The sequence below is a fragment of the Cytobacillus mangrovibacter genome (genome assembly GCF_042865275.1).
Lineage (GTDB): Bacteria > Bacillota > Bacilli > Bacillales > Cytobacillaceae > Cytobacillus > Cytobacillus mangrovibacter.
The window spans coordinates 19,647-42,641 of record NZ_JBIACJ010000020.1; the positions used below are offsets into that span (position 1 = coordinate 19,647).

Genomic DNA, 22,995 nt, shown 5'->3' on the forward strand with positions numbered 1-22,995 from the left:
GTATCTTTGTATAATGAAAAATTCGTAGAGAAAAATATAGAGTTCTTCTCTTAGAAGAGTGGTTTTTCGAATATTAGTATTTTTTAAAAAATGGAGTATTTATTGACAGCTTATTAAAGATGAATTATATTATTTAAGAATGAAAATCATTATCAACCGATACACTTAACTAATATTCTAGAAAGGTAGGGTTACATATGAAAAACAAAAAATCATTATTACTAATGTTAATGCTAGCGATTATAGCCGTTTTTACATTAGTAGGCTGTTCTAGCGATTCATCAAAAGATGAGGAAAAAGAAAAAGATTCAGCAGCTTCAACAGAAACAGAAGCAGACACAGAAACAGATTCACAATATCCAATTACAATAAAACATGCTTTAGGTGAGACGGTTATCGAAAAGAAACCTGAACGAGTTGTTACGATTCAATGGGGGAATCAAGATGTTGCTTTAGCACTTGGTGTCGTACCAGTAGGTTTTTCAGCTGCAAACTTTGGTGTTCAAGATGATAGCGGTTTATTGCCATGGACAAAAGAAAAGTTGGATGAACTAGGAGCAACAGATCCAAATGTTTTCCAAGATACAGATGGTTTAGATTTTGAAGCTATTTCAGATGCAAATCCAGATGTAATTCTTGCTGCATACTCTGGTATTACAGCAGAAGATTATGAAACGTTAAGTCAAATTGCACCTGTTGTTGCTTATCCAACTTCAGCATGGACTTCTTCATGGCGCGAAACAGTTGAACTTGATGCTACAGGTATGGGTATGAAAGAAGAAGGCGAGCAATTAATTAAAGATACTGAAAACCTAATTGCTGAAAAATTAAGCGCTTACCCTCAAATCAAAGGTAAAAAAGTAGTGTGGGTTAACTTCTCTGCAAAAGATTTATCTCAACTACATATTTATACGCCAGTTGATTCACGTGGAGCGTTTTTAGAAGAGTTAGGCATGACTTATCCAGAAAGCGTTCTTGAACAAATTACAGATCCAGCAAGCTACTCTTTAAAATTAAGTGCTGAAAATGTTGAAGCTTTATTCGATGCAGATTTAATTGTTGGTTACGGTGATGATGCGCTTTACGAAACAATTAAAGCAGATCCTTTACTTGGAAAAATTCCAGCAGTTGAAAGAGGCTCTGTGGCGTTTATTACAAGTGAGACGCCATTAGTTGCAGCGGGAACTCCAAACCCACTTTCAATCGCATATACAATCGATGAATATTTAGAATTAATTGGTGGAGCAATTGACAAGATCGAAAAGTAATTCCTCTTATTCTAAAAAAGAGCAACTAAATTTACATGCACCAAAGCATTTTTCACTCATTTTAATGTTGGGACTTATCTTATTGATAGTCACAATTATTGCTTCTCTTGTATTAGGGGCTAGGGTGGTCAGTTTCCAAGAATTAATGGATGGGTTATTTTATCAAAACCAAGATTCCTATGGGGCAAACGTAGTGCAAAAGCGCATTTCGCGCACGGTTTTTAGTTTGTGCTGTGGTGTAGCATTAGGAATTGCAGGTGTGCTTATGCAAACGGTGACTCGTAACCCATTAGCTGACCCGAGCATTTTAGGTGTGAATACAGGTGCATCCTTGTTTGTAGTAAGTGGAATTACATTTTTCAATATTACTACAGCAGGTCAGTATATTTGGTTAGCTTTAATCGGAGCTGCATTAACTGCAGTCTTCGTATTTGGAATAGGTTCGATGGGGCGTGGTGGCGCCACGCCAATTAAATTAGTCTTAGCTGGAGCTGCAACTAGTGCAGCTCTTTCTTCACTTGTAACGGCAATTATGATTCCAAGTTCATATGCGATGGATCAATTTAGATTTTGGCAAGTAGGAAGTGTCGGCTCGGGATCATGGGATTCTATTACTATTTTCATTCCTTTCTTATTATTTGGAGTGATTATTGCATTTGTATCAGCACCAGCACTCAATGCATTAGCATTAGGTGATGATGTTGCAACAGGTCTTGGTGTACGACCAGGTGTGCTGCGAGTATTTGCAATTTTCGCAGGTGTTATTTTATGTGGAGTAACAACTGCTTTAGCTGGCCCAATTGGTTTTATCGGCTTATTGGCAACACATGCGATGCGTTTTATCATCGGACCAGACTTACGCTTTTTAATTCCTATGTCAGCATTAGCAGGAGCAATTATCTTAACCATTTCTGATGTGGCCGGCAGATTGATTGGCAGTCCGGGTGAACTGGAAGTAGGTATTATTACAGCGTTTATTGGTGCACCAATCCTTATCTTATTAGCTAAGAAATCGAAGGTGAGATCAATATGAGAAATCAATCTGGTGAAGGCAATTTTATTATGGAAGGCATGCGTCAAAGAAGGAAGCGCTGGATTTTTGTTACCTCTCTATTAATCATTTTAGCAGTCATCCTTTGCTGTGCGATGCTATTATTAGGGAACACGATTTATCCGGTGAAGGTGGTCATTCGTTCATTAATGGGTGAAGAAATTGCAGGAGCGAATTTTGCCGTTAATACGATTCGACTTCCTCGAATGCTCGCTGGTCTTTTTGCAGGATTTGCTTTTGGTGTCGCAGGTTATATTTTTCAAACGATCCTACGTAACCCATTAGCCAATCCGAATATTTTAGGGATTACATCTGGTTCTAGTGTAGCTGCTGTATTTTGTATAATCATCCTGCATTCAAGTAATACAGTGATATCGATTGCAGCAGTCATTGGAGGATTAATTACAGTAATCGTCATGTATTTATTATCTCGTGGTCGAGCATTTTCTATTGGCCGCTTAATTATTATCGGGATTGGGATGCAGGCGATGTTAGATGCGGTTATTTCATTTTTAATTCTAAAAAGTGCCCAACAAGATATTCCAGTTGCAATAAGATGGTTAAGCGGGAGTCTAAATGGTTCAAAAATGGATGCATTGCCTCCATTAATCATAATGGTTGTTGTATTCACGCCTATTATGCTTTTACTTGGAAAACATCTGAGTATGCTAGAATTAGGTGAACAAATGGCAACGTCACTTGGGGTAGCTACCGATAAAATAAGAATTACTTTAATCGTAAGCTCGGTGTTTTTAATTGCAATTGCTACATCAACAACCGGACCGATTGCTTTTGTATCTTTTTTAGCAGGACCCATTGCAAATCGACTAGTTGGTGTTAGTGCGTCAAATATTCTCCCAGCAGGTTTAGTCGGTGCTAATCTAGTATTATTTGCAGATTTAATTGGACAATTTGCATTTGAATATAGATTCCCAGTAGGTGTTATTACGGGATTACTCGGGGCACCCTATTTAATTTATCTACTCATCCGAATGAACCGAAAAGGAGAATTGTAATGAGCAATACACATGTTTTTCGAGTCGACCAGCTTGTTTCTGGCTATGAGAATAAAACAATTATTCATGGAATTGACCTTGAAATTCCTAAAAATAAAATTAGCGTCATCATTGGTGCAAATGGGTGTGGAAAATCAACACTTTTAAAAACGATGGCCAAGCTGATCAAGCCTACAGAAGGGGATGTAACGCTTGATGGGAAAGCGATCAATAAATACCCACCAAAGCAATTGGCACGTACTTTAGGGCTTCTTCCACAGTCTCCTGTTGTTCCTGATGGAATAACTGTTTCTGATTTAGTCGGTCGAGGAAGGTTTCCTCATCAATCTTTATTCAGTGGATGGTCGAAAAAAGATTATGAAGCTGTAGAAGAAGCAATGGAGTTTATGAACATTACAGAATTTGCGAATCATGATATTGATGAGCTCTCTGGTGGTCAAAGACAGCGTGTATGGATTGCGATGGCACTTGCCCAACAAACAGATATTTTACTTTTAGATGAACCGACAACCTTTTTAGATATAACGTATCAGGTAGAAATATTGGACTTGCTAACCAACTTAAATCGTAAGTACGGAACAACGATTGTGATGGTATTGCACGATATTAATTTATCCGCACGCTATGCAGATCATATTTTTGCAGTAAAAGAAGGAAAGCTTGTAGCAGAAGGGAAACCATCGGAAGTCCTAACAAGCGATCTAGTCAAATCCGTTTTTGGTTTAAATTGTGTTGTCATTTCAGATCCAATTTCAGATTCCCCATTAGTTATTCCAAAAGGACGTTATCATGTGAAAGATTGAGAATAATCAACGTGTGCAGCCTACAAGAGCAACGATGTTCAAATACCCATCGTTGCTTCTTAAATGCTTGCACCCGATTGTTGAATGTAGCATGTCACTTCACTCTTCTTATTTTTCAATTGCCTTATTAACTGATTCAATAGCATGAATCACTGTTGTATCAAATATTGGAACTTCGGAATCCTCTTGATTTATTAATAACCCAATCTCTGTACAACCTAATATAATCCCTTCGGCACCCTTATCAACTAAATTCTTGATTACTTTTTTAAAATATTCTTTTGAAGCTTGATTGATTTTCCCTAAACATAATTCTTCATAAATCACTTCATTTATCAGTTCTATATCCTCATTATCTGGAATGAATACCTTTATGTCATTAGCTTCAATTCTTGATTTGTAAAAGTCTTGTACCATTGTATATTTAGTCCCTAGTAGCCCCACTGATTTTACATTAGTTTTCTTTATTTCATTTGCTGTTGCATCAGCAATATGCAAAATTGGAATATTTATTTTTTCTTCAATATAGTTTATGACCTTGTGCATTGTATTTGTACAAATAACAATAAAATCTGCTCCAGCTTTTTCTAAAGAGAGTGCTACATCCCCCAAAGTGTGGCCAGCACTTTCCCAATCACCATTAGCTTGATAACGTTCAATTTCGTCAAAGTCTATGCTATATAAAATGCATTTAGCTGAATGTAATCCGCCTAATTTATTCTTTATTTCTTCATTTATTAAACGGTAATATTCATTTGATGATTCCCAACTCATTCCACCGATTAAACCAATTGTTTTCAATGTACTCATTCCCCCTGATAGATCGTATTTGTAGGATAGAATCTTATAATCAAATCCTATATTCGTTAACTTCGATAAATTTAGCACTCTTTCCTTCTTCTATTAACCTAGCAATATTCAGTGGTACCCCAAAATCTGCTAAAACTTGACCCAGGTCAAGGAATCATTGGAAGGGATATCTTAAGATAAAAATGTAAAACCGGTGCAAATATTATTAAATAAAAAGGAGACTACATACTATGAAAATTCTTGGGATATTATTTTTAGCAGGTTCATTAACATTGGGCTTAACAGCTTGTGGAGGAACAAAAGAAGAAGCAAAGACACCAGACGTGAGTGAAGAAACAACCGATCAGCAAGATGAAACATCAACATCTGCATCTGGCGTAGAAGAATTCACTATTACTGCAACGAACTGGGAGTTCTCTTCAGATAGAGAATTAAATGTTAAAAAAGGCTCGAAGGTCAAATTAAATCTAGTTAACGAAGAAGGCGTTCATACAATTGGCAATGAAGAATTAGGAATTGATTTAAGTGCAAATACACCCATTGAATTTACAGCAGATACAGTGGGTGAATATGAATTAATTTGTTCAACAATTTGTGGCGCAATGGATGACCATGAAGCAATGAAAATTTCATTAGTAGTATCAGAATAAGCTAGTAAGAAGAAATGTTGGCTCCTATCAATAATTTAAAGCCTTATAAAACAAGACTCAATCCAATTTCAGGAGGAGTCTTTTTTTGGCTTTTAATTAACATTCAGTGCTAAGGGAGATCCTGTTAGTTCAATTGATGTATTGAAAAGTATAATTAAAGAATTGGATGACTTTGTGTAAGATAGCCTAATGAACTAACATTTGGAGTAATAACTGACTGGGAATAAGGAAATTAAAAAGAGGGTGCTCAATAAGTCGATTTGACCATTGGGTAGCCTTTTTCTTGTTTATGAATACGGATATATCAACATTCTAGGCAGTTTACTTTTAATAAAGTTGGCCATGAAAAGGCTCTATTGACCATTGAAAACATTATTGTTATTCTAAGTCCATTGTTAGGCGGGTCTCTTTACCCTAATAATAGGAGGTCTTTTTTTGAATGTTCTCGTAAACATATTAAAAAAATTAACGTACAAACAAATTATATTTTACCTCATTCTAGTACTTGGGTTTATTTCTTCTGTTCTGTTTGTTAATCATAATTATTCTTTCTATGATCGATCAATCGCTGAAGTGATGAAAACAAATCTGGAAGATACAACAGAAATAATGGATATATATGATAATGAAGATAAGTTATTCACACAGCATATAGAAGCTGTATTAAAAAATGGCGAAGAAAAGGGGCAGGAGATTAGATTAACTAATGAGTTTTCATCTTCCGGTGCTTACGATCAAGAATACCATGTAGGAGATGAATTGTTTGTTTCAAATATTTCCAACACAGTAGAAAATGAAGGGTTAACTGGAACCGTAACCGATGTGAAACGAGATAAACATGTTTTACTAATCGCATGGATCTTTATCATTACTTTACTAATTGTCGGAAAGAGGCAGGGCTTTTTTTCTATTATTAGTTTAGCAGTTAATGCTCTTTTGTTATCATTTGCGTTGGACATCTATATAAATAACCCAGAAGTAAGTCTGCTATTGATATGCAGTGTAACTGTTCTCTTATTTACTGTTGTTTCGATGTTATTTGTAAACGGTTTTAATGAAAAAACATATGCGGCGATTATGGCAACACTCGCTGGAACTTTTGTTTCGCTGTTAATCGCCTATTTCGTCCTTTGGGGAACTTCAGAAAATGGTCTCCGATATGAAGAAATGCAATTCTTAACTAGGCCTTATAAAATGATTTTTATGGCAGGGTTACTGATTGGTTCATTAGGGGCAGTAATGGATGTTGCCATTACGATGTCTTCTTCAATCTTTGCTTTATATGATCAAAATAACAAAATAACCGTAAAAGCATTGAAAGCCTCAGGAATAGATATTGGAAAGGATATTATGGGAACGATAACTAATATCTTGTTTTTTGCCTATATTAGCGGTTCTATTCCCATACTTATTTTATATTTCAAAAACGCTTCTCCCTTAGGGTTTACCCTTTCCATGAACCTTTCATTAGAGTTGGCCCGTGCCCTAGTTGGAGGGATTGGAATTGTATTAACTATTCCAATCGGTCTATATACTTCTATCTTTTTTGTTAATCGAAAGAGGGCAAGATTATGAATGTATTAGTGGTTCTGGCAACCATATTATTTTTATTAATGGTGCTTATTGGTGGAAAAAAAGGAGCGAAGTCTTTTATTTCTTTATTCTTAAACTTTGGTGTACTTCTTATTACGATTCTTTTTATGAATAATCCAAATAACAGCCCAATTATATTAACGATTATTGCCTGCGTAGTAATTAGCTGTATTAGTCTATTTTATATTAATGAGGTAAATAGAAAAACGATAGCAGCTTTTATTTCCACAATTATAACCATTGTCATTTTACTATTCTTTATTGTTGTTGTGGCAAAAAAGTCAATGATTCAGGGATTTGGAGAAGAAGAAATAGATGAGCTAAGCATATTTTCTCTTTATATTGGCGTAGATTTTGTGAAAATTGTAGCTTCTGTCATTATTATGAGTACCATTGGTGCTATTATGGATGTTGCGATTTCTATTTCAGCTACTATGCATAAAATATTCAGTCACAATCCATTAATTAGCAGGAAGGATTTATTCACATCAGGAATAAGTATTGGGAGGGATATCCTGGGGGCAGATACAAATACATTATTCTTTGCCTTTTTTGGAGGATACTTAGCATTGCTCTTATGGTTTAAAGATTTATCTTATTCTATTGGAGAAATTGTCAATTCAAAAGTATTCAGTGCTGAGATCATCATGATCCTTTGTGCTGGTATTGGAATCGCACTGAGTATCCCGATTGCTTCCTGGATTAGCGCTTATTTTATAATGAAAACAACGGAGAAGAAAAAGGTATAGTCTCTCATAATCAAAGGATTTTAAATTATTTCTAATATCATATAATTGGAATTTTAGCCATTTAATTGTACTATTCAAGAGAGGGAAATATTAGCCAACTTTAGGAAGTGAGAACGGTATATGTCGATGTTTGAAAAAAAGTGGTTTAAAAGTATGGTTGCTATCATCTTATTTTTGATCATTGTGTTTTTATTAAATAAGAATCAGTTTATATTAACCCCGATTGTTGTGTTGCTAAAAACTATTTTTCTGCCCTTTGTGTTAGCAGGAATTTTGTTTTATTTATGCCGGCCGTTGGTCGCTTGGCTGGAAAAGAAAAAGGTGCCGAGATGGATTGCCATTTTAGTGGCCTATTTTGTGATTATCTTGTTTATTTATGGCATTATCAGATTGGTAGGACCGGTCATCAATGATCAATTACAGCGATTTGTAGATAACTTGCCAGTTATGGTTGCCACCGTCACAGATTGGATTAAATATGTCCAGGAAAACCGGACTACCTTTCCAGACTTCGTCCAAGAAGCATTGATAAAAGCGAGTGGAGAACTTGAAGCCCGATTAGAGTCTAATGTAGGGAATATTGCCAATGGCATTCTCAGTGTGTTCGGGTTGATTGGCGGTTTTATTAATACGATTATCTATCTTGTACTTGTTCCCTTTGTTTTATTTTATATGCTAAAAGACAGTCATCGTTTTGCACCGAGTGTGGCTGTTTTCTTTCCACAATCTAAAAGAGATCATGTGAAAAACATTCTAAAAGAAATGGACAAGACCATTTCAACCTATATTCAAGGTCAGATGCTTGTCAGTATTATTGTCGGGGTACTTTTGTTTATAGGCTACTTAATTATCGGCCTGAACTATTCACTTGTTTTGGCGATGTTTGGAATGTTTACTAACGTTATTCCCTTTTTAGGGCCATATATAGCCGTCGTTCCTGCATTCCTAGTTGCGTTATTTCAGGACCCTGTAATGGCTCTTTATGTAGCGATTATTATGTTAATTGCTCAGCAAATTGAAGGCAATATCATTTCGCCGAATATTATGGGGAAAACGCTGAACATCCATCCATTAACCATTATTGTATTAATATTAACAGCTGGAAACTTTATAGGGATTATTGGGATTATCTTTGTTATCCCTGCTTATTCTATAGTAAAGGTGCTTGTAGTTAATGTGGTGAAAATTTTTAAGGCAGAATAACAAATTTTCGATAACGGTAATTATGGAACAAATAAGCTAGATGAGACTTGCAGAATGTCTTGTCTAGCTTATTTTTTGAGAATTAATGATTCTTCATTCCTTATTCACTGGTAAATTACTTTTTCACCTCTAGACTTTTTGGAGGGCCATATTAATAGCCCGATTCCGAGTAATAAGAGAAGAATCCCTACGCAAGAAGTTATAGTTAAATACTCTCCTAATATGAAAACTCCTAATAATGCTGCAGTTAATGGTTCGGCTAACGCAAGTGTAACTGCAGTTGATGAAGAGACGTGGATAAGACCTTTGGCAAAAAGGAGATAGGCTACCCCAGTCGCCATAATTCCAAGTTGTAAACTTACACCCATACCTCGAAAACTTATGATCCAGGACATGTCATAAATAAATAAAAAGGGAGTTAACCAAATCGCGCTGAGAGTGAAAACGACGGCTACTACTGATAATGAAGAATGATTTTTAACCAAAGTTCTACTTACCAAAGTATAAATAGCAAAGGATAAGCCAGCCCCAAGAGCCATTATTATTCCAACGGGGTCTACATTTACTGATTCTTTATTATTAAAGAGCAATAGGCAACCTGCTATTGATAGGAAAGTAGAATACCACCAAAGTTTAGATGGACGAATTTTTAAATATAGCCATTCTATGAGGCCAGATAATATAGGGGCACTCCCAATGGCAACCACTGTTCCTATGGCCACTCCCGTAACCGAAACGGCTGAAAAAAATAATGGTTGATACAACGCCATGCTTAATGAAGCCAATATCGTTATCTTGACTGGCCAATGTTTAAAGTCGAATTTTCCCTTTAGCAGAACAATTAATACTAAAAATATACCTCCTACCGCTAATCGTGTAGCTCCAATCGCAATGGGGTGCGCTCCCTCTGGCGCAAGTGCCTGAGTTGTCCCCGTAGTCCCCCAAAGTAGGGCTGCAAGTAATATGAATAAAGGCCCCAAGTTTCCCTTCATTGTGCTCACCTCAATAAAAAAGATATTAAACTTAATATAGAAAATTTCTTGAAAATTTCCTTTACCAAGTTTAATATCCCTTTTACCCATTATTAAGCATTCGATAATTTTGTGGAGCTATACCCTCACACTGAACAAACCATCTTGTAAACGATGAGGAATTTTCAAAACCTAATTCCTCACTAATCTTCGACATGGACCAAACTGTAGAATTTAGTAAATGTTTAGCCTCTTTCAAACGAAGGTCAGAAATATAAACTTTGGGGCTTTTCCCCGTTCTCTTCTTGAACCATGCTGAATAATAGACTGGATGGTAATGTTCAATTTTTGCTAAAGTTTCTAATCTAATTGACTCTTTAAAATGATTATGAATATAGTCAATAGATGGGGGAATAGAGATCTGAAGTTTGTTGGTCACATATCTAGTTAAATCTGCTAATGAAGCTGTATTCTCCTGACTTCTCGCCTCTTCCAGGAGCAAATAACGGATAGAAGCCCACTGTTTATCCAGCTGAATATACATGCTGCTTGTATGATCTGGTAAATAGTGCGTTGGAATATCTAAGATTAAAAATTCATTCCTGTCCATGGATCGGTAGTTATGATCAAACTTGGGAGGGAGATAGAAACAGTAATCTGAATTTAAAATGATCTCTTGCCCCTTCGTTTGGATCTCTAAGGAGCCTTGTAATGGAAAAAGAAATTGGCCAAACTCATGCTGATGAGATTTAAGCTCTCTAGAGTAAGACCTTTTTTCACAAATTACCTGGTTGACAGTTTCCATCTTACTCCCCCTTACTCTTTCTTTAAGATATATTATAGTTCTAAACAAAGATGTAAGAAAGAATTTGAATTTTTACTTGGAAGCTTAATTTAAAGTAACAAATACCTCTGTCCCCTTCTCAGGTTCACTTTGGACTTGAATCTTCCCTTTGTGCAATTCGATTATTTTTTTTACAATCGACAAGCCAAGACCACTTCCCCCCGAATGGCGAGTTCTTACTCTGATGACTTTTATATGAATGATATCTAGAATAGCTCGAGGTAGATTCTATAACACTTGCAAATAGGGTTTTATTAACACTAATCCCACAATTTATTAACATGCCGTATATAAAATTTACAAACTCTTTACAATCCATTAATAAAACATTTACTAAGCAAGTTTATTATAGATAACAGAAGGAAACAGAGTCGTTGCCTATAGCTCTTCTGGAGGTTTAGATATGAAGTTTAATAGAAAAACAACGATTGGATTATTGGTATTATTTTTGGCCGCCTTATTATCAGCATGTGGAGAAACCAATGGTAATGGAGCAGGATCGACGAATGGCAGTAAAGAAATTGTATCTATTTCGGGATCCACATCTGTAGGACCTTTAGCTGAAAAATTAGCAGAAAAATTTAAAGACAAAAATGAGAATATTAATATAGAAGTGAATCAGATTGGTTCATCAGCTGGTATCACAAATGCAACAAGCGGTGTGTCTGAGATCGGCATGTCTTCGCGTGATTTAAAAGAAGAAGAGCAAGCGAATGGGTTGAAGGAGACAATCATTGCCTACGATGGAATTGTGGTTGTTACTCACCCAAGCAATAAAGTGAATAATCTTACGTTAGACCAAGTGAAGCAAATATTCACAGGTGAAGTGACAAACTGGAGCCAACTTGGTGGGGACGATCTGGAAATTGTTGTTGTATCACGAGAGGATGGTTCTGGCTCACGTGATGCATTCCAAGAAATAGTTGGGTATCGTTCCGGTGAATTAATTAGAAATGCCATTATTGCAAGCGGCAACGGGAATATTAAAACAACGGTTGCAACGAACAAGCATGCAGTAGGTTTTATATCATTCGAATATATAGATGACTCTATTTCAACAATACAAATAGATGGAGTAGAGGCTACAGCAGAAAATGTACTTCAGCACAAATATAGCTTGTCACGGCCATTCTTATTTGTCCACAAGGAAGAAAACTTAACGGATGCAGGAATACAATTCATTGATTATATCCTAAGTTCAGATGGACAAACCATTGTATCTGAAGCGGGGGCTATACCGGTAAAATAAATAGCTTTTACTGATAGCTTCTCAAAAAACATGATATGTAAAAGCGACCGTGGAGGAATGCAGCATGCCAAGTATAACGAATGAAAAGCAATTCATAACTATCGAAAAATCAAATAGAAGGAAATACATGCTGGAAAAGTTATCAGGAAGAATCTTTCTGTTCTGTGCACTGCTTTCAGTGATCAGCTTATTATTAATTGTCGGATTTGTATTTTATAAGGGTTCTCATCCTTTCATCGTAGAGGGTTATAGCTTTTTCGACTTTATCTTTGGAATGGATTGGATACCGAGTGAAGATAAATTTGGGATTTTCCCAATGATCGTTGCTTCATTATTCGCTACAGTAGGTGCGTTAATTCTTGGTGTTCCGGTAGGGTTATTTACAGCTATTTTCTTAGCTGAAATTGCACCAAAAAGGGTAGCGAGAATTATTTCTCCAGCAGTCCAGCTGTTAGCGGGTATTCCGTCCGTATTATATGGTGTTTTCGGACTTGCTATCATTGTCCCTTTTTTGCAAAACAATTTAGGATTAGCAAAAGGGCAAAGTTTATTAGCTGTCATCCTTGTTCTAGCCATTATGATGCTGCCAACAATTGTTACTGTAGCTGAAACAGCCATTCGTGCGGTTCCAAAAATGTATCGTGAAGGTTCCTTGGCATTAGGCGCTTCCGATATTGGAACGATTTTTAAAGTCGTTGTACCAGCAGCTAAGTCAGGAATTATGGCAGCAATTGTACTTGGTTTAGGGAGAGCGATTGGAGAAACGATGGCTGTTATTTTGGTCGCGGGGAATAGTCTTATTCTGCCAACGAGCTTAACTGACAGTGTTCGGCCGTTGACAACGAATATTGCGCTAGAAATGGGCTATGCATTTGGTACACATCAAGAAATGCTCTTTGCAACAGGAATCGTTTTATTCTCCTTTATCTTATTGTTGAACTTTGTCTTAGCAAAAATCGGTTCGAAGGGTGGGAATTAAGTTGAGAAAGTTTAAGGATCAGCTATTGCGTGGGTGTCTATGGGCATCAGCTTTCTTAACTGTTGCCGTACTCGTTATTATCGTAGGATATATCTTTTACAAAGGATTTCGATTGATTGACTTCAACTTTATTTTCGGTGATTACTCACCAGTAGGGCATGGCGGCATATGGCCAATGATTGTTACGACCATTTATACAATCTTCATTTCATTGATAATAGCCACACCAATCGGGATCTTAGCAGCTGTGTATTTACAGGAATACGCAAAACAGGGTCGATTGGTCAGACTAATCCGTTATGCAACGGAAAGCTTAACAGGAATTCCTTCGATTATTTATGGACTATTCGGTGCAGTATTCTTTGTGACAACGCTCAAGTTCGGGATGTCAATTATCGCAGCTTCGTTAACATTGACGATCATCGTATTGCCAGTCATTATTCGAACAACAGAGGAAGCTTTAAAAACAGTGCCGCAATCGTATCGAGAAGGATCGCTTGCTTTGGGAACAACGAAGCTTCAAACGCTATATAAAGTCATCTTGCCAAGTGCAATGCCGGGTATACTTTCTGGGATTATTCTTTCAATTGGGCGAATTGTTGGGGAATCTGCAGCGATCTTTTTAACAGCAGGAACGGTTGCAGCGATGCCAGACGGGATTTTCTCATCAGCAAGAACATTAACGGTTCATTCCTTTTTAGTTACACAGGAGTCAGGTGACATCGAACTTGCAGCTGCGGTTGGAATCGTATTAATTGTAATTATTTTGATTCTGAACTTCTCGGCAACGTTTATATCAAAAAGGTTAAACAAAGCTGACTATTAAGAGGGGTGTAGTGAATGGGGACAACAGTGATCGAGCGTAAGGAAGAAAGAAGAACATTACAGATGGAGCAAACATCAGGTGGAATAGCTAAAATTAATGTAAAAGACTTAGATTTATTTTATGGCGATAAACAAGCACTTTTCAAGGTATCATTAGATATTCATGAAAAAGAAGTAACAGCCTTAATCGGCCCATCTGGCTGCGGGAAATCAACCTTTTTACGATCGTTAAACCGGATGAATGATTTGATTGATGGCGTGAAGATTACAGGAGATATTGTGATTGATAATGAAAATATATACGAAACCAATGATGTCATCAAGCTGCGGACTAAGGTAGGGATGGTATTTCAGAAGCCTAACTTATTTCCAATGAGTATATATGATAATGTCGCATATGGCCCGCGAATGCAGGGGATAAAAGGCAAAAAAGAATTAAATAAAATAGTTGAAGAGAGCTTGCGTGGTGCAGCAATCTGGGATGAAGTGAAAGATCGTCTGAAGACATCTGCACTTGGCTTATCAGGCGGGCAGCAGCAGCGTGTTTGTATTGCACGTGCGATTGCAATGAAGCCGGATATTATTCTGATGGACGAACCAACTTCTGCATTAGATCCAATATCAACACTGAAAGTAGAAGAATTGATTGCCAACATGAAAAAGGACTATACGATCGTAATTGTTACTCATAATATGCAGCAGGCAGCACGAGTCTCGGACAAAACAGCCTTTTTCTTAAATGGCGAAATTATTGAATATGACGAAACAAACAATATCTTTTCCATGCCGAAGGATCAAAGAACAGAAGATTATGTAACTGGCCGATTCGGTTAAACATAGGAGTGAGAATAAATGGTTGTTCGTGAAAACTATGAGAATAAACTGAAGGAATTAAAAGATAAAATAATAGAAATGAACGGACTCACGGTTTCCTCGTTTGAAAAGGCATTTACTGCTTTCAAAACGCAAGATATTGAATTGGCATTAAAGGTAATCGAAGAAGATACGGCCATTGATAATTTGGAAGCGGAAATTAATCAATTTGTCGTATGGCTTATGGTAAAGGAGCAGCCAGTCGCTAGAGATTTACGAGGGATTATTGGTGCTTTAAAAATCTCTTCAGATATTGAGCGAATTGCTGATTTCTCTGTAAATATTGCAAAGTCTACGATAAAAATCGGAAATTCCCCATCGCTGCTAAGTATGACAAACCTTGAACAAATGAAGGAAATATCGATTAACATGCTGCAAAAGGCCGTACAAGCCTTTTTAGAGGAAAACATCGTGCTTGCAAAGGAAGTAGCCAGTTTGGATGATCAAGTGGATGAGTTCTATGGTGAGACATATAAGCGGATCACTAGCTACTTAAGCGAACATCCAGAAGAAACAAACCAGCTCGTTCAATTATTATTCATTAATCGTTATCTTGAACGAACAGCTGATCATATCACGAATATTGCGGAGAGTGCAGCTTATTTGATTAAAGGGCGTATATACGACTTAAATCCTTAAAAGTAGTGGGGACGGATCACATGTTTAATTAAAGGAATGCTCTTATTCAGGAGCATTCCTTTAATATTATCTATTGAATTTTTAATTTGGTATTATAGCTTTTTCTGAAGCTGTTCAGCTTTGAATAATGCTTCAATGTCTTGATTAATTTCCTCGGGTTTGTTTCCATTTCCAATAATATATCCTGCGAATTCAATTCCAATAAAGTCAAAGATGTATTGAAATTGCTGAATCATCGGGAGTCCTTTAATAGATGGATTATCTCCTCCAACAGCAATGACATATGCTTTTTTTGCAGCCATTTTCTTTTTGAAATCAGGATAGTTAGGGTCTCTTAATGTTTGAGACCAACGATCAATGAAGTTTTTCATTATTCCTGACATGCTGTACCAATAAATGGGAGTAGAGAAGATTAAAGTGTCATGTGAGAGAATACGATCGATAATGGAATTGTAATCATCATTTCTATCCTGGAAACCTTCAGGAGAATGACGCATATCAATAATTGGCTGGATCTGATAGTTTCTTAAGTAAATTCTTTCTGCATTAATTCCTTGAATGACGTGGTTTGTCAGTATTTCCGTATTGCCATTGGGACGGGTTCCTCCATCTATAACTGCAATTGACATGATAAATTTCTCCCTTTCTCTAAATGAATTTGTATACTAATTGTTCCTTGAATAGTTCTATCTTATAATGAATTTATAAATCGATAAAGATGATTATTTTGATTGAGTAAATCGAAAAAAACGATTATGAAAGGCGGTTTTTATGGAGATTAAACAGTTAATTACTTTTAGTCATGCCGCAGAAAACTTGAACTTTACCCAGACGGCTAAACTTTTGAATTTTGCACAATCGAGTGTAACTGCTCAAATAAAAGCTCTTGAAGATGAAGTGGGAAAACCCTTATTTGAGCGACTGGGAAAGCGATTAATATTAACAGAAGCAGGACACCAGTTTAAACGATACGCTGAAAAGATGATTCGGTTAAGTGAAGAAGCCATTATGGCTGCAAATGGAGAGGAAGAACTAACAGGTATTTTAACAATAGGGGCCCAGGAAAGCCAGTGCACCTATCGGTTACCGCCGATTCTTAAAGAATTCAAGGCAGCATTTCCAAAAGTTAAGCTTGTTTTTAAACCTGCTCATTCGGATGAGATGGCGAGAAAACAGTTGATGGATGGAGTTTTAGATATTGCATTTATTTTGGATAAAGTTAAGCCTGAAGGCTCTTTAAGAATAGAGGAACTAATCAAAGAAGAGCTGAAGCTGGTTGTCGCACCAGACCATCCTAATGCCATCCTTACTTTAGATGAACTTAAATATGAAACGCTGTTGCTCACAGAAGCTGGATGTTCTTATCGAATGATGTTGGAAGACTCACTTAAATCAGCGGGAGTCTATCCATTGGATAAAATAGAATTTGGCAGTATAGAGGCAATTAAGCAATGTGTCATTGCAGGCTTAGGTGTTGCGCTATTACCCGAGATGGTCGTAAAAAGGGAAATTAAAGAGGGAAGAATCAAGGAATTCCCGTGGAAGACCCCAGATTCTCCACTATATACTCAAATTGCATGGCATAAAGATAAATGGATGACGCCACCGTTAGAAGCATTTATTCAATTAACTCGCAAGGTATACTTAGCGGAATGACTTATGTAATGAAACCGTAATATGTTTTTCAAAAGCAAATCCCAACTTCTTGTAAGGAAGCTGGGATTTGTTGTTTCTTCGTCATGATACTTTTCCTCATTCTGCTTAATGAATGATTAATAACCATATATATAAACCAATTAAGGTAATAAGCAGAGTGGGAATCGTTAAAACAATGCCTGTTTTAAAATAAGTACCCCAAGAGATTTTGACTCCTTTTTGTGCAAGAACGTGCAGCCATAATAAAGTTGCAAGTGACCCGATAGGTGTAATTTTTGGGCCCAAATCAGACCCAATTACATTTGCATAAATAAGTGCTTCTCTTATGATCCCTGTTGTTTGGGTGTCTGCAATGGCAAGTGCATCAATCATAACCGTTGGCAAATTGTTCATGATCGAAGAAAGAATGGCAGCGATGAATCCCATTCCTACTGTTGCCGCAAATAAACCTTGATCAGCTGTTGCTTGAATCAGATCTGCTAAAAGAGTAGTCAACCCTTCATTTCTTAATCCATAAACAACTACGTACATCCCAATGGAGAAAAATACAATGGCCCAAGGCGCGCCCTTAATTACTGTACGTGTGTTCACAGCATGACTTCTTCTAGCCATGAAAAGGAAAAAGAGCGCAACAATACTAGCAATAATGGATACAGGGATACCTGTAAATTCACTAGCAAAATAGCCAATTAGTAGTATCCCTAATACAGCCCAAGACAATTTAAACATTTTTTCGTCTCGAATCGCATGGGAGGGCTGCGTCAGTTGAGAACGATCATATTTCTTCGGAATACTTTTACGGAAAAATAGATATAAAACTAGGATGCTTGCTGCTAATGAAAAGAAGTTTGGAATGATCATTCTTGAAGCAAACTCTGCAAATCCAATTCCGAAAAAATCCGCTGATACGATATTCACTAAATTGCTTACGATTAAAGGAAGGGAAGTAGTATCGGCAATGAATCCACTTGCAATAATGAAAGGAAATATCATTTTGTCATTAAACTTCAGATTTCGAACCATTGCTAATACAATCGGTGTCAGAATGAGCGCAGCACCATCATTCGCGAATAATGCAGATACTAATGCACCAAGTAAGGAAACATAGACAAACATGAGAATCCCATTCCCTTTTGCTGCCCTAGCCATATGGAGTGCGGCCCACTCGAAAAATCCAATTTCATCAAGAATTAAGGAAATAATAATAATGGCAATAAACGTTAAGGTCGCATTCCATACAATTGATGTCACATCGAGGACATCATGAAAGTCTACCACACCAACAAGAAGTGCTATAACAGCACCACCACAGGCAGACCAGCCAATACCTAATCCCTTTGGCTGCCAAATGACTAATGTCAACGTAGCTAAAAAGATTAAAATGGCTAAAATAACTGAACTCATATTGTTAATCCTCCATGCTGTTAGTCACAAGAAATCCATTTTCCTTGTGTCTCTAATTCTTCTAATTTCGATAGTTGATTCGGTAAATCGCTGAGTACATTAAGGACAAAGGAATGATAAGGATGTGATGGATTTAAAGAGTAAAAGACCCATTGGCCTTTTCTTGATTCCTTTACTAGACCGCTGTCTTTTAATTTCCTTAAATGCTGGCTTACAGCGGGTTGAGTCATTTGAAAAAGGGCAACAAATTCACAAACACAGCACTCATGATCAGCGAGTATTTTTATCATAGTTAAACGTGTTTTGTCTCCTAAAAGCTTGAGTATATTCGCGGCTGTCTCAATATCTAACCCTTGATTCATTTAAGTGGTAAACCCCCAATCAATCATACTATTATTAAGAATAATTAAATTGATATTATTATATAAGCATATCCTTATATAAGGGATTTTGCAATATGAACGAATCTGAAATAAAGGGGAGTAAACGAAGGAGAAACTGTCAATCTGATTCAGTCCTTTTTACCTATGTATTAAATAATTGAACAGCTGTGATTTAGTTAGGAATGGAAGAAAATATAGATAGGATTTTATATATAAATATGATATCTTCTTTTTGGTGAGTAATAATGATAAAAGATTTTTTTGCGAATTTAGCTATTCTTGTTTCTATGTTGTTTATCTATTCTCAGATTTCTAATAGGTTTCCCTCTTTTTTTAATTCTAGGATTAAAACAAAGATCTTATTAGGTGTATTAGGTGGACTTTTATGCAATATTCTAATGCAATATAGTATTCATATTGAGACCACAATAATAGATGTCAGGCATATTCCTACGATCCTGTTGGCTTTCTATAGTGGAGCAGTTCCTGCATTGATTTCAATGGTTTTAACCATTTTTGGAAGGATTCTGATCTCAGCTAACTTGTCTTCTTATTTGGCGATCTTTATTAGTATTTTTGGAACCCTTTTTGCGATCCTAATTTCAAAAAGTCAGTATTCAAGGAATATTAAAATCTTTTCCATCGTTACTTTTAACAACTTGTTGTTTTCGATGGCGTTCAGTTATGTAATAAGTGAATCTATATTGACCTTGAAAGTACTTCCATTATATTGGATCGCTTCTTATTTATCGGCTTATTTGGCATTTTATGTATTAGGGTATATACGTAAAAGTCAGATGCTATTTAATAAATACCAAGCTGAATCTACAATAGATGGGTTAACAGGATTAAATAATGTGAGAAAGTTTGATGAAATGTTTAACCGCTTAATCAAAGATTTACAATCGAATGAGCAAAAGCTATCGCTTCTTTTTTTAGATATCGATTTTTTTAAAAAAGTAAATGATACGTATGGTCATTCTGAGGGAGATATTGTGCTAAAGGAGCTGGGGGTAAGGCTTCAGCAATGTACAAGAACCTTTGATATTGTCAGCCGAAATGGCGGAGAGGAATTTACTGTTCTTCTTTTAGATTGTCCTTTAAATAGAGCAAAGGAAATTGCTGAACGTATTAGAAAAAATGTTGAGCAACATCCATTCATATTAAACTCAGGAAAAGAAATCAATCTGACCATTTCTATTGGAGTAGCATGCTATCAGGAAACAACAACCGATCCTACTTTGCTTATTGATGATGCCGACAAAGCCTTATATCAAGCGAAACGATCTGGAAGAAACAGAGTTTGTGTTTCTGGGCAATAGGGACAGGAACCCTGTCCCTTAATGTATGGGAAGCTATGTTTTATAGTGCAAAATTATGTTAACAAAGCTGAACAGGATGCATACAATACTTGTATAAATTTACTTGACATTTCCAAATATCTATACTAGAGTTATTTCCAATAATCAATTATTATCTGTTTAAAGCTATGAAAAGGACATGAACTATTTTTCGATTTCTTTCCAGAGAACAGGGTCATTGGCTGAAAGCCCTGAAGAAAAGGAATGGTTTACCGCCTTGGAGCAATTATGGGGAACTGGTTTCGAACCAAATTAACTATAATCGGTAAATCCGTTATCTTTTTGAGCATAAAGCAGCGCTTGTCGTGTGCTTTATGGAATTAGGGTGGTACCACGACCGCACTCGTCCCTTTGTTGGGATGGGTGCGTTTTTTTATGCAAATTTAATTATTAAAGCTATGAAAAGGACATGAGCTATTTTTAAATTTCTTTCCAGAGAACAGGGCCAATGGCTGAAAGCCCTGAAGAAAAGGAAATAGTTTACCGCCTTGGAGCAATTATGGGGAACTGGTTTCAAACCAAATTAACTATAATCGGTAAATCCGTTATCTTTTTGAGCATAAAGCAGCGCTTGTCGTGTGCTTTATGGAATTAGGGTGGTATCACGACCGCACTCGTCCCTTTAGTTGGGATGGGTGCGTTTTTTTATTTATAAAACTTTTAATAATAGGAGGAATTACAATGTCTAATCAATTGGAAGCAGAAAAAAGAAATCATCGGAAGTTAGGTCAAGAGCTTGAACTGTTCACTTCAATGGAAGAAGCGCCAGGGATGCCCTTTTTCTTGCCAAAGGGAATGGTCATTAGGAATGGGCTTGAAAACTTTTGGAAAGAGAAACATCAAAAAGCAGGTTATCAGGAAATAAAAACACCCATTATGATGAAACAGGAAATTTGGGAACAATCCGGTCACTGGCATCACTACAAGGATAATATGTACTTTTCTGATGTGGATGAACAAAGATATGCGATCAAACCAATGAGCTGTCCTGGTGCGATTTTAATTTTTAACAGCAAACGAAGAAGTTATCGAGAGTTGCCTATTCGCTATGCTGAGCTTGGGTTAGTTCACCGTCATGAACTTTCAGGGTCTATTAGTGGACTGTTAAGAGTACGTTCTTTTACACAAGATGATGCTCATTTGTTTGTTCGGGTAGACCAGATTGAATCTGAAATTGCTAAGGTATTATCTTTAATTGATGAATTCTATGCTCATTTTGGTTTTGATTATAAAATCGAGCTTTCTACTCGTCCGGATGAACACATGGGTTCTAAAGAGATCTGGGATGAGGCCGAATTTGCATTGGAATCTGTTTTAAAAAGTAAAGGGCTGTCCTACCAAATCAATCCTGGGGATGGGGCTTTTTATGGGCCAAAAATTGATTTTCATATTTTAGACTCATTGGGACGAAGCTGGCAATGCGGAACAGTTCAACTTGATTTTCAAATGCCTGAAAAGTTTGGCTGCACATATGTAGGTGAGGATGGAAAGTTGCATTGCCCTGTTATGATTCATCGGGCAATTTATGGCTCGGTTGAGCGTTTTATGGCGATCTTAATTGAACATTATGCGGGTGAATTTCCACTTTGGTTAGCACCAGTACAGGCAAAGATCATCCCTATTTCAGATTCACATATAGACTATGCGTTAGAAGTTCAATCCGAACTAGAATCTGCAGGTATACGAGTAGAGATGGATTCTAGATCTGAAAAAATGGGTCTTAAGATTAGGGAAGCTGAAAAGCAAAAAATTCCTTATATGTTCATCATCGGCGACCAAGAAGTTGAGAATCAATCCTTAGCAATAAGGAAGCGTAAGGAAGGAAACCTTGGTGTCATGAATGTTCAAGAAATAATAGAACAACTAAATAAGTAAGGGATATGTCCCACAGTATCTTGTGACAAAAGCTGGTTTATAGCATAGCCTAGTTAGTGAGTTAAATAGCAAAGGGGAGGATTGCTTTTGGTTTATTATACTTATCGGCAATGCCCAGCAAATCATTATCCTTATGTTGTTCAAGCAGGAGATACATTGAATAGTATTGCAAACAGGCTAGAAGTAGTTGTTTCGAGAATAATTGCGGCGAACCCACATGTTGATCCATTGAATCTAAGAATTGGTCAGATTATTTGTATCCCAGCATGTCCTCCGAATCATACAGCAAAAATTATTCAGCAAGGAGATACACTATATGCCATTTCACAAGCTTACCAAGTCAGTATAGCGAGTATAGTGGCTGCGAATCCAGGTATTGACCCGAATTATTTAAGAGTTGGGCAAAGGATATGTATTCCGCCAGCAAATGCAGCAGGCAATACTCATTCACAAGAAATGATAAAAGCCATGCAGAATGATATTAATATGTTAAAGGCTGCGAATAGTGTTCAACAAACAAATGAATCCAATTATGGAAGTTCTAATCGAGTTACACGCATTCTGCATGTAACAGACAGGGAATTGCGCTTTGATGCTGCACCTGTTACTTTTTCAGGAAATTATAAAGGACACTATACATTAGGAAAAAGCTATCCCTATTATACAGATGCGGCAATGGGCGGACAAAGAGGGATAACAGTAAAGGATAATTTCGGTGTATGGCATACGTTTAGCTATCGAGTACCGATGACTTAATATTGATTAATGTGGGACGAGGGGACAGGAACCTCGT

Annotated in this window: 23 protein-coding genes, 1 pseudogene and 2 other annotated features; of the genes and pseudogenes, 17 read left to right on the forward strand and 7 right to left on the reverse strand. The window is 36.7% G+C overall.

Annotation, left to right across the window (positions count from 1 at the left end; all coding sequences use genetic code 11):
• Positions 1-197: 197 nt before the first annotated feature.
• From ACFYKT_RS21005 to ACFYKT_RS21020, 4 genes are all read left to right on the forward strand, one after another.
• Positions 198-1,268 carry an iron-siderophore ABC transporter substrate-binding protein gene (locus tag ACFYKT_RS21005; protein ID WP_389223713.1) on the forward strand — a complete coding sequence of 357 codons (1,071 nt, stop codon included), beginning with the start codon at positions 198-200 and terminating at the stop codon, positions 1,266-1,268.
• A gap of 64 nt (positions 1,269-1,332) precedes the next feature.
• Complete coding sequence (locus ACFYKT_RS21010; RefSeq protein WP_389223793.1) at positions 1,333-2,301, forward strand: FecCD family ABC transporter permease; 969 nt, start codon at positions 1,333-1,335, stop codon at positions 2,299-2,301.
• Complete coding sequence (locus ACFYKT_RS21015) at positions 2,298-3,335, forward strand: FecCD family ABC transporter permease (RefSeq protein WP_389223716.1); 1,038 nt, start codon at positions 2,298-2,300, stop codon at positions 3,333-3,335. The genes ACFYKT_RS21010 and ACFYKT_RS21015 overlap by 4 nt, the downstream gene beginning before the upstream one ends.
• A complete protein-coding gene (locus ACFYKT_RS21020; protein ID WP_389223719.1) occupies positions 3,335-4,138 on the forward strand; it encodes an ABC transporter ATP-binding protein in 804 nt (267 codons plus the stop codon). Before ACFYKT_RS21015 ends, ACFYKT_RS21020 begins: the two co-directional genes overlap by 1 nt.
• A gap of 108 nt (positions 4,139-4,246) precedes the next feature.
• Here the strand turns inward: ACFYKT_RS21020 and ACFYKT_RS21025 are convergent, their stop codons facing one another.
• The gene (locus ACFYKT_RS21025; RefSeq protein ID WP_389223722.1) at positions 4,247-4,939 is read right to left on the reverse strand and encodes an aspartate/glutamate racemase family protein; all 693 of its coding nucleotides are present in this window, start codon (positions 4,937-4,939) and stop codon (positions 4,247-4,249) included.
• Between the two features lie 239 nt (positions 4,940-5,178).
• Here ACFYKT_RS21025 and ACFYKT_RS21030 point away from each other — a divergent pair, with 239 nt between their 5' ends.
• The 4 genes from ACFYKT_RS21030 to ACFYKT_RS21045 all read left to right on the forward strand — a co-directional run bounded on the left by ACFYKT_RS21030 (position 5,179) and on the right by ACFYKT_RS21045 (position 9,143).
• Positions 5,179-5,598, forward strand: coding sequence for a hypothetical protein (locus ACFYKT_RS21030; RefSeq protein ID WP_389223725.1), 420 nt, complete (start codon positions 5,179-5,181; stop codon positions 5,596-5,598).
• Between the two features lie 435 nt (positions 5,599-6,033).
• Positions 6,034-7,173: a YibE/F family protein gene (locus tag ACFYKT_RS21035; RefSeq protein ID WP_389223728.1), complete on the forward strand. Its 1,140-nt coding sequence runs from the start codon at positions 6,034-6,036 to the stop codon at positions 7,171-7,173.
• A complete protein-coding gene (locus tag ACFYKT_RS21040) occupies positions 7,170-7,940 on the forward strand; it encodes a YibE/F family protein (protein ID WP_389223731.1) in 771 nt (256 codons plus the stop codon). The genes ACFYKT_RS21035 and ACFYKT_RS21040 overlap by 4 nt, the downstream gene beginning before the upstream one ends.
• 120 nt (positions 7,941-8,060) lie before the next feature.
• On the forward strand, positions 8,061-9,143 hold the full coding sequence (locus ACFYKT_RS21045) for an AI-2E family transporter (RefSeq protein ID WP_389223733.1): 1,083 nt from the start codon (positions 8,061-8,063) through the stop codon (positions 9,141-9,143).
• 104 nt (positions 9,144-9,247) lie between these two features.
• Here the strand turns inward: ACFYKT_RS21045 and ACFYKT_RS21050 are convergent, their stop codons facing one another.
• The 3 genes and pseudogenes from ACFYKT_RS21050 to ACFYKT_RS21060 form a co-directional block, all read right to left on the reverse strand.
• Complete coding sequence (locus ACFYKT_RS21050) at positions 9,248-10,135, reverse strand: EamA family transporter (RefSeq protein WP_389223796.1); 888 nt, start codon at positions 10,133-10,135, stop codon at positions 9,248-9,250.
• Between the two features lie 82 nt (positions 10,136-10,217).
• Positions 10,218-10,919 carry a helix-turn-helix domain-containing protein gene (locus ACFYKT_RS21055; RefSeq protein WP_389223736.1) on the reverse strand — a complete coding sequence of 234 codons (702 nt, stop codon included), beginning with the start codon at positions 10,917-10,919 and terminating at the stop codon, positions 10,218-10,220.
• Between the two features lie 84 nt (positions 10,920-11,003).
• Positions 11,004-11,150, reverse strand: a pseudogene (locus ACFYKT_RS21060) (ATP-binding protein); the annotation flags it as partial.
• A 211-nt stretch (positions 11,151-11,361) separates the two neighbouring features.
• On the opposite strand from ACFYKT_RS21060, the gene ACFYKT_RS21065 reads away from it, so the two are divergent.
• From ACFYKT_RS21065 to phoU, 5 genes are all read left to right on the forward strand, one after another.
• Entirely contained in the window at positions 11,362-12,207 is an 846-nt protein-coding gene (locus tag ACFYKT_RS21065) for a phosphate ABC transporter substrate-binding protein (RefSeq protein ID WP_389223739.1), read from the forward strand.
• Between the two features lie 64 nt (positions 12,208-12,271).
• A complete protein-coding gene (pstC, locus tag ACFYKT_RS21070; protein WP_389223742.1) occupies positions 12,272-13,186 on the forward strand; it encodes a phosphate ABC transporter permease subunit PstC in 915 nt (304 codons plus the stop codon).
• 1 nt (position 13,187) lies between these two features.
• Positions 13,188-14,012 carry a phosphate ABC transporter permease PstA gene (gene pstA, locus ACFYKT_RS21075; protein WP_389223745.1) on the forward strand — a complete coding sequence of 275 codons (825 nt, stop codon included), beginning with the start codon at positions 13,188-13,190 and terminating at the stop codon, positions 14,010-14,012.
• Between the two features lie 62 nt (positions 14,013-14,074).
• Positions 14,075-14,845: a phosphate ABC transporter ATP-binding protein PstB gene (gene pstB, locus ACFYKT_RS21080; protein ID WP_389223799.1), complete on the forward strand. Its 771-nt coding sequence runs from the start codon at positions 14,075-14,077 to the stop codon at positions 14,843-14,845.
• An 18-nt stretch (positions 14,846-14,863) separates the two neighbouring features.
• The gene (gene phoU, locus ACFYKT_RS21085; protein WP_389223748.1) at positions 14,864-15,523 is read left to right on the forward strand and encodes a phosphate signaling complex protein PhoU; all 660 of its coding nucleotides are present in this window, start codon (positions 14,864-14,866) and stop codon (positions 15,521-15,523) included.
• Positions 15,524-15,615: 92 nt separating this feature from the next.
• Here the strand turns inward: phoU and ACFYKT_RS21090 are convergent, their stop codons facing one another.
• The gene (locus tag ACFYKT_RS21090) at positions 15,616-16,152 is read right to left on the reverse strand and encodes a flavodoxin family protein (RefSeq protein ID WP_389223751.1); all 537 of its coding nucleotides are present in this window, start codon (positions 16,150-16,152) and stop codon (positions 15,616-15,618) included.
• 142 nt (positions 16,153-16,294) lie between these two features.
• Between ACFYKT_RS21090 and ACFYKT_RS21095 the strand changes: the two genes are divergently transcribed.
• Complete coding sequence (locus tag ACFYKT_RS21095; RefSeq protein ID WP_389223754.1) at positions 16,295-17,179, forward strand: LysR family transcriptional regulator; 885 nt, start codon at positions 16,295-16,297, stop codon at positions 17,177-17,179.
• A gap of 105 nt (positions 17,180-17,284) precedes the next feature.
• Here ACFYKT_RS21095 and ACFYKT_RS21100 read toward each other — a convergent pair whose 3' ends face one another.
• Positions 17,285-18,583, reverse strand: coding sequence for an arsenic transporter (locus ACFYKT_RS21100; RefSeq protein ID WP_389223757.1), 1,299 nt, complete (start codon positions 18,581-18,583; stop codon positions 17,285-17,287).
• 20 nt (positions 18,584-18,603) lie between these two features.
• Positions 18,604-18,945, reverse strand: coding sequence for an ArsR/SmtB family transcription factor (locus ACFYKT_RS21105; protein ID WP_389223760.1), 342 nt, complete (start codon positions 18,943-18,945; stop codon positions 18,604-18,606).
• A 266-nt stretch (positions 18,946-19,211) separates the two neighbouring features.
• On the opposite strand from ACFYKT_RS21105, the gene ACFYKT_RS21110 reads away from it, so the two are divergent.
• From ACFYKT_RS21110 to ACFYKT_RS21120, 3 genes are all read left to right on the forward strand, one after another.
• Positions 19,212-20,288, forward strand: a complete 1,077-nt coding sequence (locus tag ACFYKT_RS21110) for a GGDEF domain-containing protein (RefSeq protein WP_389223763.1) — start codon at positions 19,212-19,214, stop codon at positions 20,286-20,288.
• Positions 20,289-20,446: 158 nt separating this feature from the next.
• Positions 20,447-20,681, forward strand: a binding site (T-box leader).
• A 35-nt stretch (positions 20,682-20,716) separates the two neighbouring features.
• Positions 20,717-20,952, forward strand: a binding site (T-box leader).
• Positions 20,953-21,008: 56 nt separating this feature from the next.
• Positions 21,009-22,202 (forward strand): threonine--tRNA ligase, encoded by a 1,194-nt coding sequence (gene thrS / locus ACFYKT_RS21115; RefSeq protein WP_389223766.1) that lies wholly within the window; start codon positions 21,009-21,011, stop codon positions 22,200-22,202.
• Between the two features lie 87 nt (positions 22,203-22,289).
• Positions 22,290-22,958 (forward strand): LysM peptidoglycan-binding domain-containing protein, encoded by a 669-nt coding sequence (locus ACFYKT_RS21120; protein WP_389223769.1) that lies wholly within the window; start codon positions 22,290-22,292, stop codon positions 22,956-22,958.
• The last annotated feature ends 37 nt before the right edge of the window (positions 22,959-22,995 follow it).

Bases quoted from the DNA above. Each gene is read 5' to 3' on its own strand.
- thrS (WP_389223766.1), top strand. From the start codon at position 21,009: ATGTCTAATCAATTGGAAGCAGAAAAAAGAAATCATCGGAAGTTAGGT.
- phoU (WP_389223748.1), top strand. From the start codon at position 14,864: ATGGTTGTTCGTGAAAACTATGAGAATAAACTGAAGGAATTAAAAGAT.
- ACFYKT_RS21030 (WP_389223725.1), top strand. From the start codon at position 5,179: ATGAAAATTCTTGGGATATTATTTTTAGCAGGTTCATTAACATTGGGC.
- pstC (WP_389223742.1), top strand. From the start codon at position 12,272: ATGCCAAGTATAACGAATGAAAAGCAATTCATAACTATCGAAAAATCA.
- ACFYKT_RS21010 (WP_389223793.1), top strand. From the start codon at position 1,333: ATGTTGGGACTTATCTTATTGATAGTCACAATTATTGCTTCTCTTGTA.
- ACFYKT_RS21095 (WP_389223754.1), top strand. From the start codon at position 16,295: ATGGAGATTAAACAGTTAATTACTTTTAGTCATGCCGCAGAAAACTTG.
- ACFYKT_RS21100 (WP_389223757.1), bottom strand. From the start codon at position 18,583: ATGAGTTCAGTTATTTTAGCCATTTTAATCTTTTTAGCTACGTTGACA.
- ACFYKT_RS21105 (WP_389223760.1), bottom strand. From the start codon at position 18,945: ATGAATCAAGGGTTAGATATTGAGACAGCCGCGAATATACTCAAGCTT.
- ACFYKT_RS21090 (WP_389223751.1), bottom strand. From the start codon at position 16,152: ATGTCAATTGCAGTTATAGATGGAGGAACCCGTCCCAATGGCAATACG.
- ACFYKT_RS21020 (WP_389223719.1), top strand. From the start codon at position 3,335: ATGAGCAATACACATGTTTTTCGAGTCGACCAGCTTGTTTCTGGCTAT.
- ACFYKT_RS21015 (WP_389223716.1), top strand. From the start codon at position 2,298: ATGAGAAATCAATCTGGTGAAGGCAATTTTATTATGGAAGGCATGCGT.
- pstB (WP_389223799.1), top strand. From the start codon at position 14,075: ATGGAGCAAACATCAGGTGGAATAGCTAAAATTAATGTAAAAGACTTA.
- ACFYKT_RS21050 (WP_389223796.1), bottom strand. From the start codon at position 10,135: ATGAAGGGAAACTTGGGGCCTTTATTCATATTACTTGCAGCCCTACTT.
- ACFYKT_RS21055 (WP_389223736.1), bottom strand. From the start codon at position 10,919: ATGGAAACTGTCAACCAGGTAATTTGTGAAAAAAGGTCTTACTCTAGA.
- ACFYKT_RS21065 (WP_389223739.1), top strand. From the start codon at position 11,362: ATGAAGTTTAATAGAAAAACAACGATTGGATTATTGGTATTATTTTTG.
- ACFYKT_RS21110 (WP_389223763.1), top strand. From the start codon at position 19,212: ATGATAAAAGATTTTTTTGCGAATTTAGCTATTCTTGTTTCTATGTTG.
- ACFYKT_RS21040 (WP_389223731.1), top strand. From the start codon at position 7,170: ATGAATGTATTAGTGGTTCTGGCAACCATATTATTTTTATTAATGGTG.
- ACFYKT_RS21005 (WP_389223713.1), top strand. From the start codon at position 198: ATGAAAAACAAAAAATCATTATTACTAATGTTAATGCTAGCGATTATA.
- ACFYKT_RS21045 (WP_389223733.1), top strand. From the start codon at position 8,061: ATGTCGATGTTTGAAAAAAAGTGGTTTAAAAGTATGGTTGCTATCATC.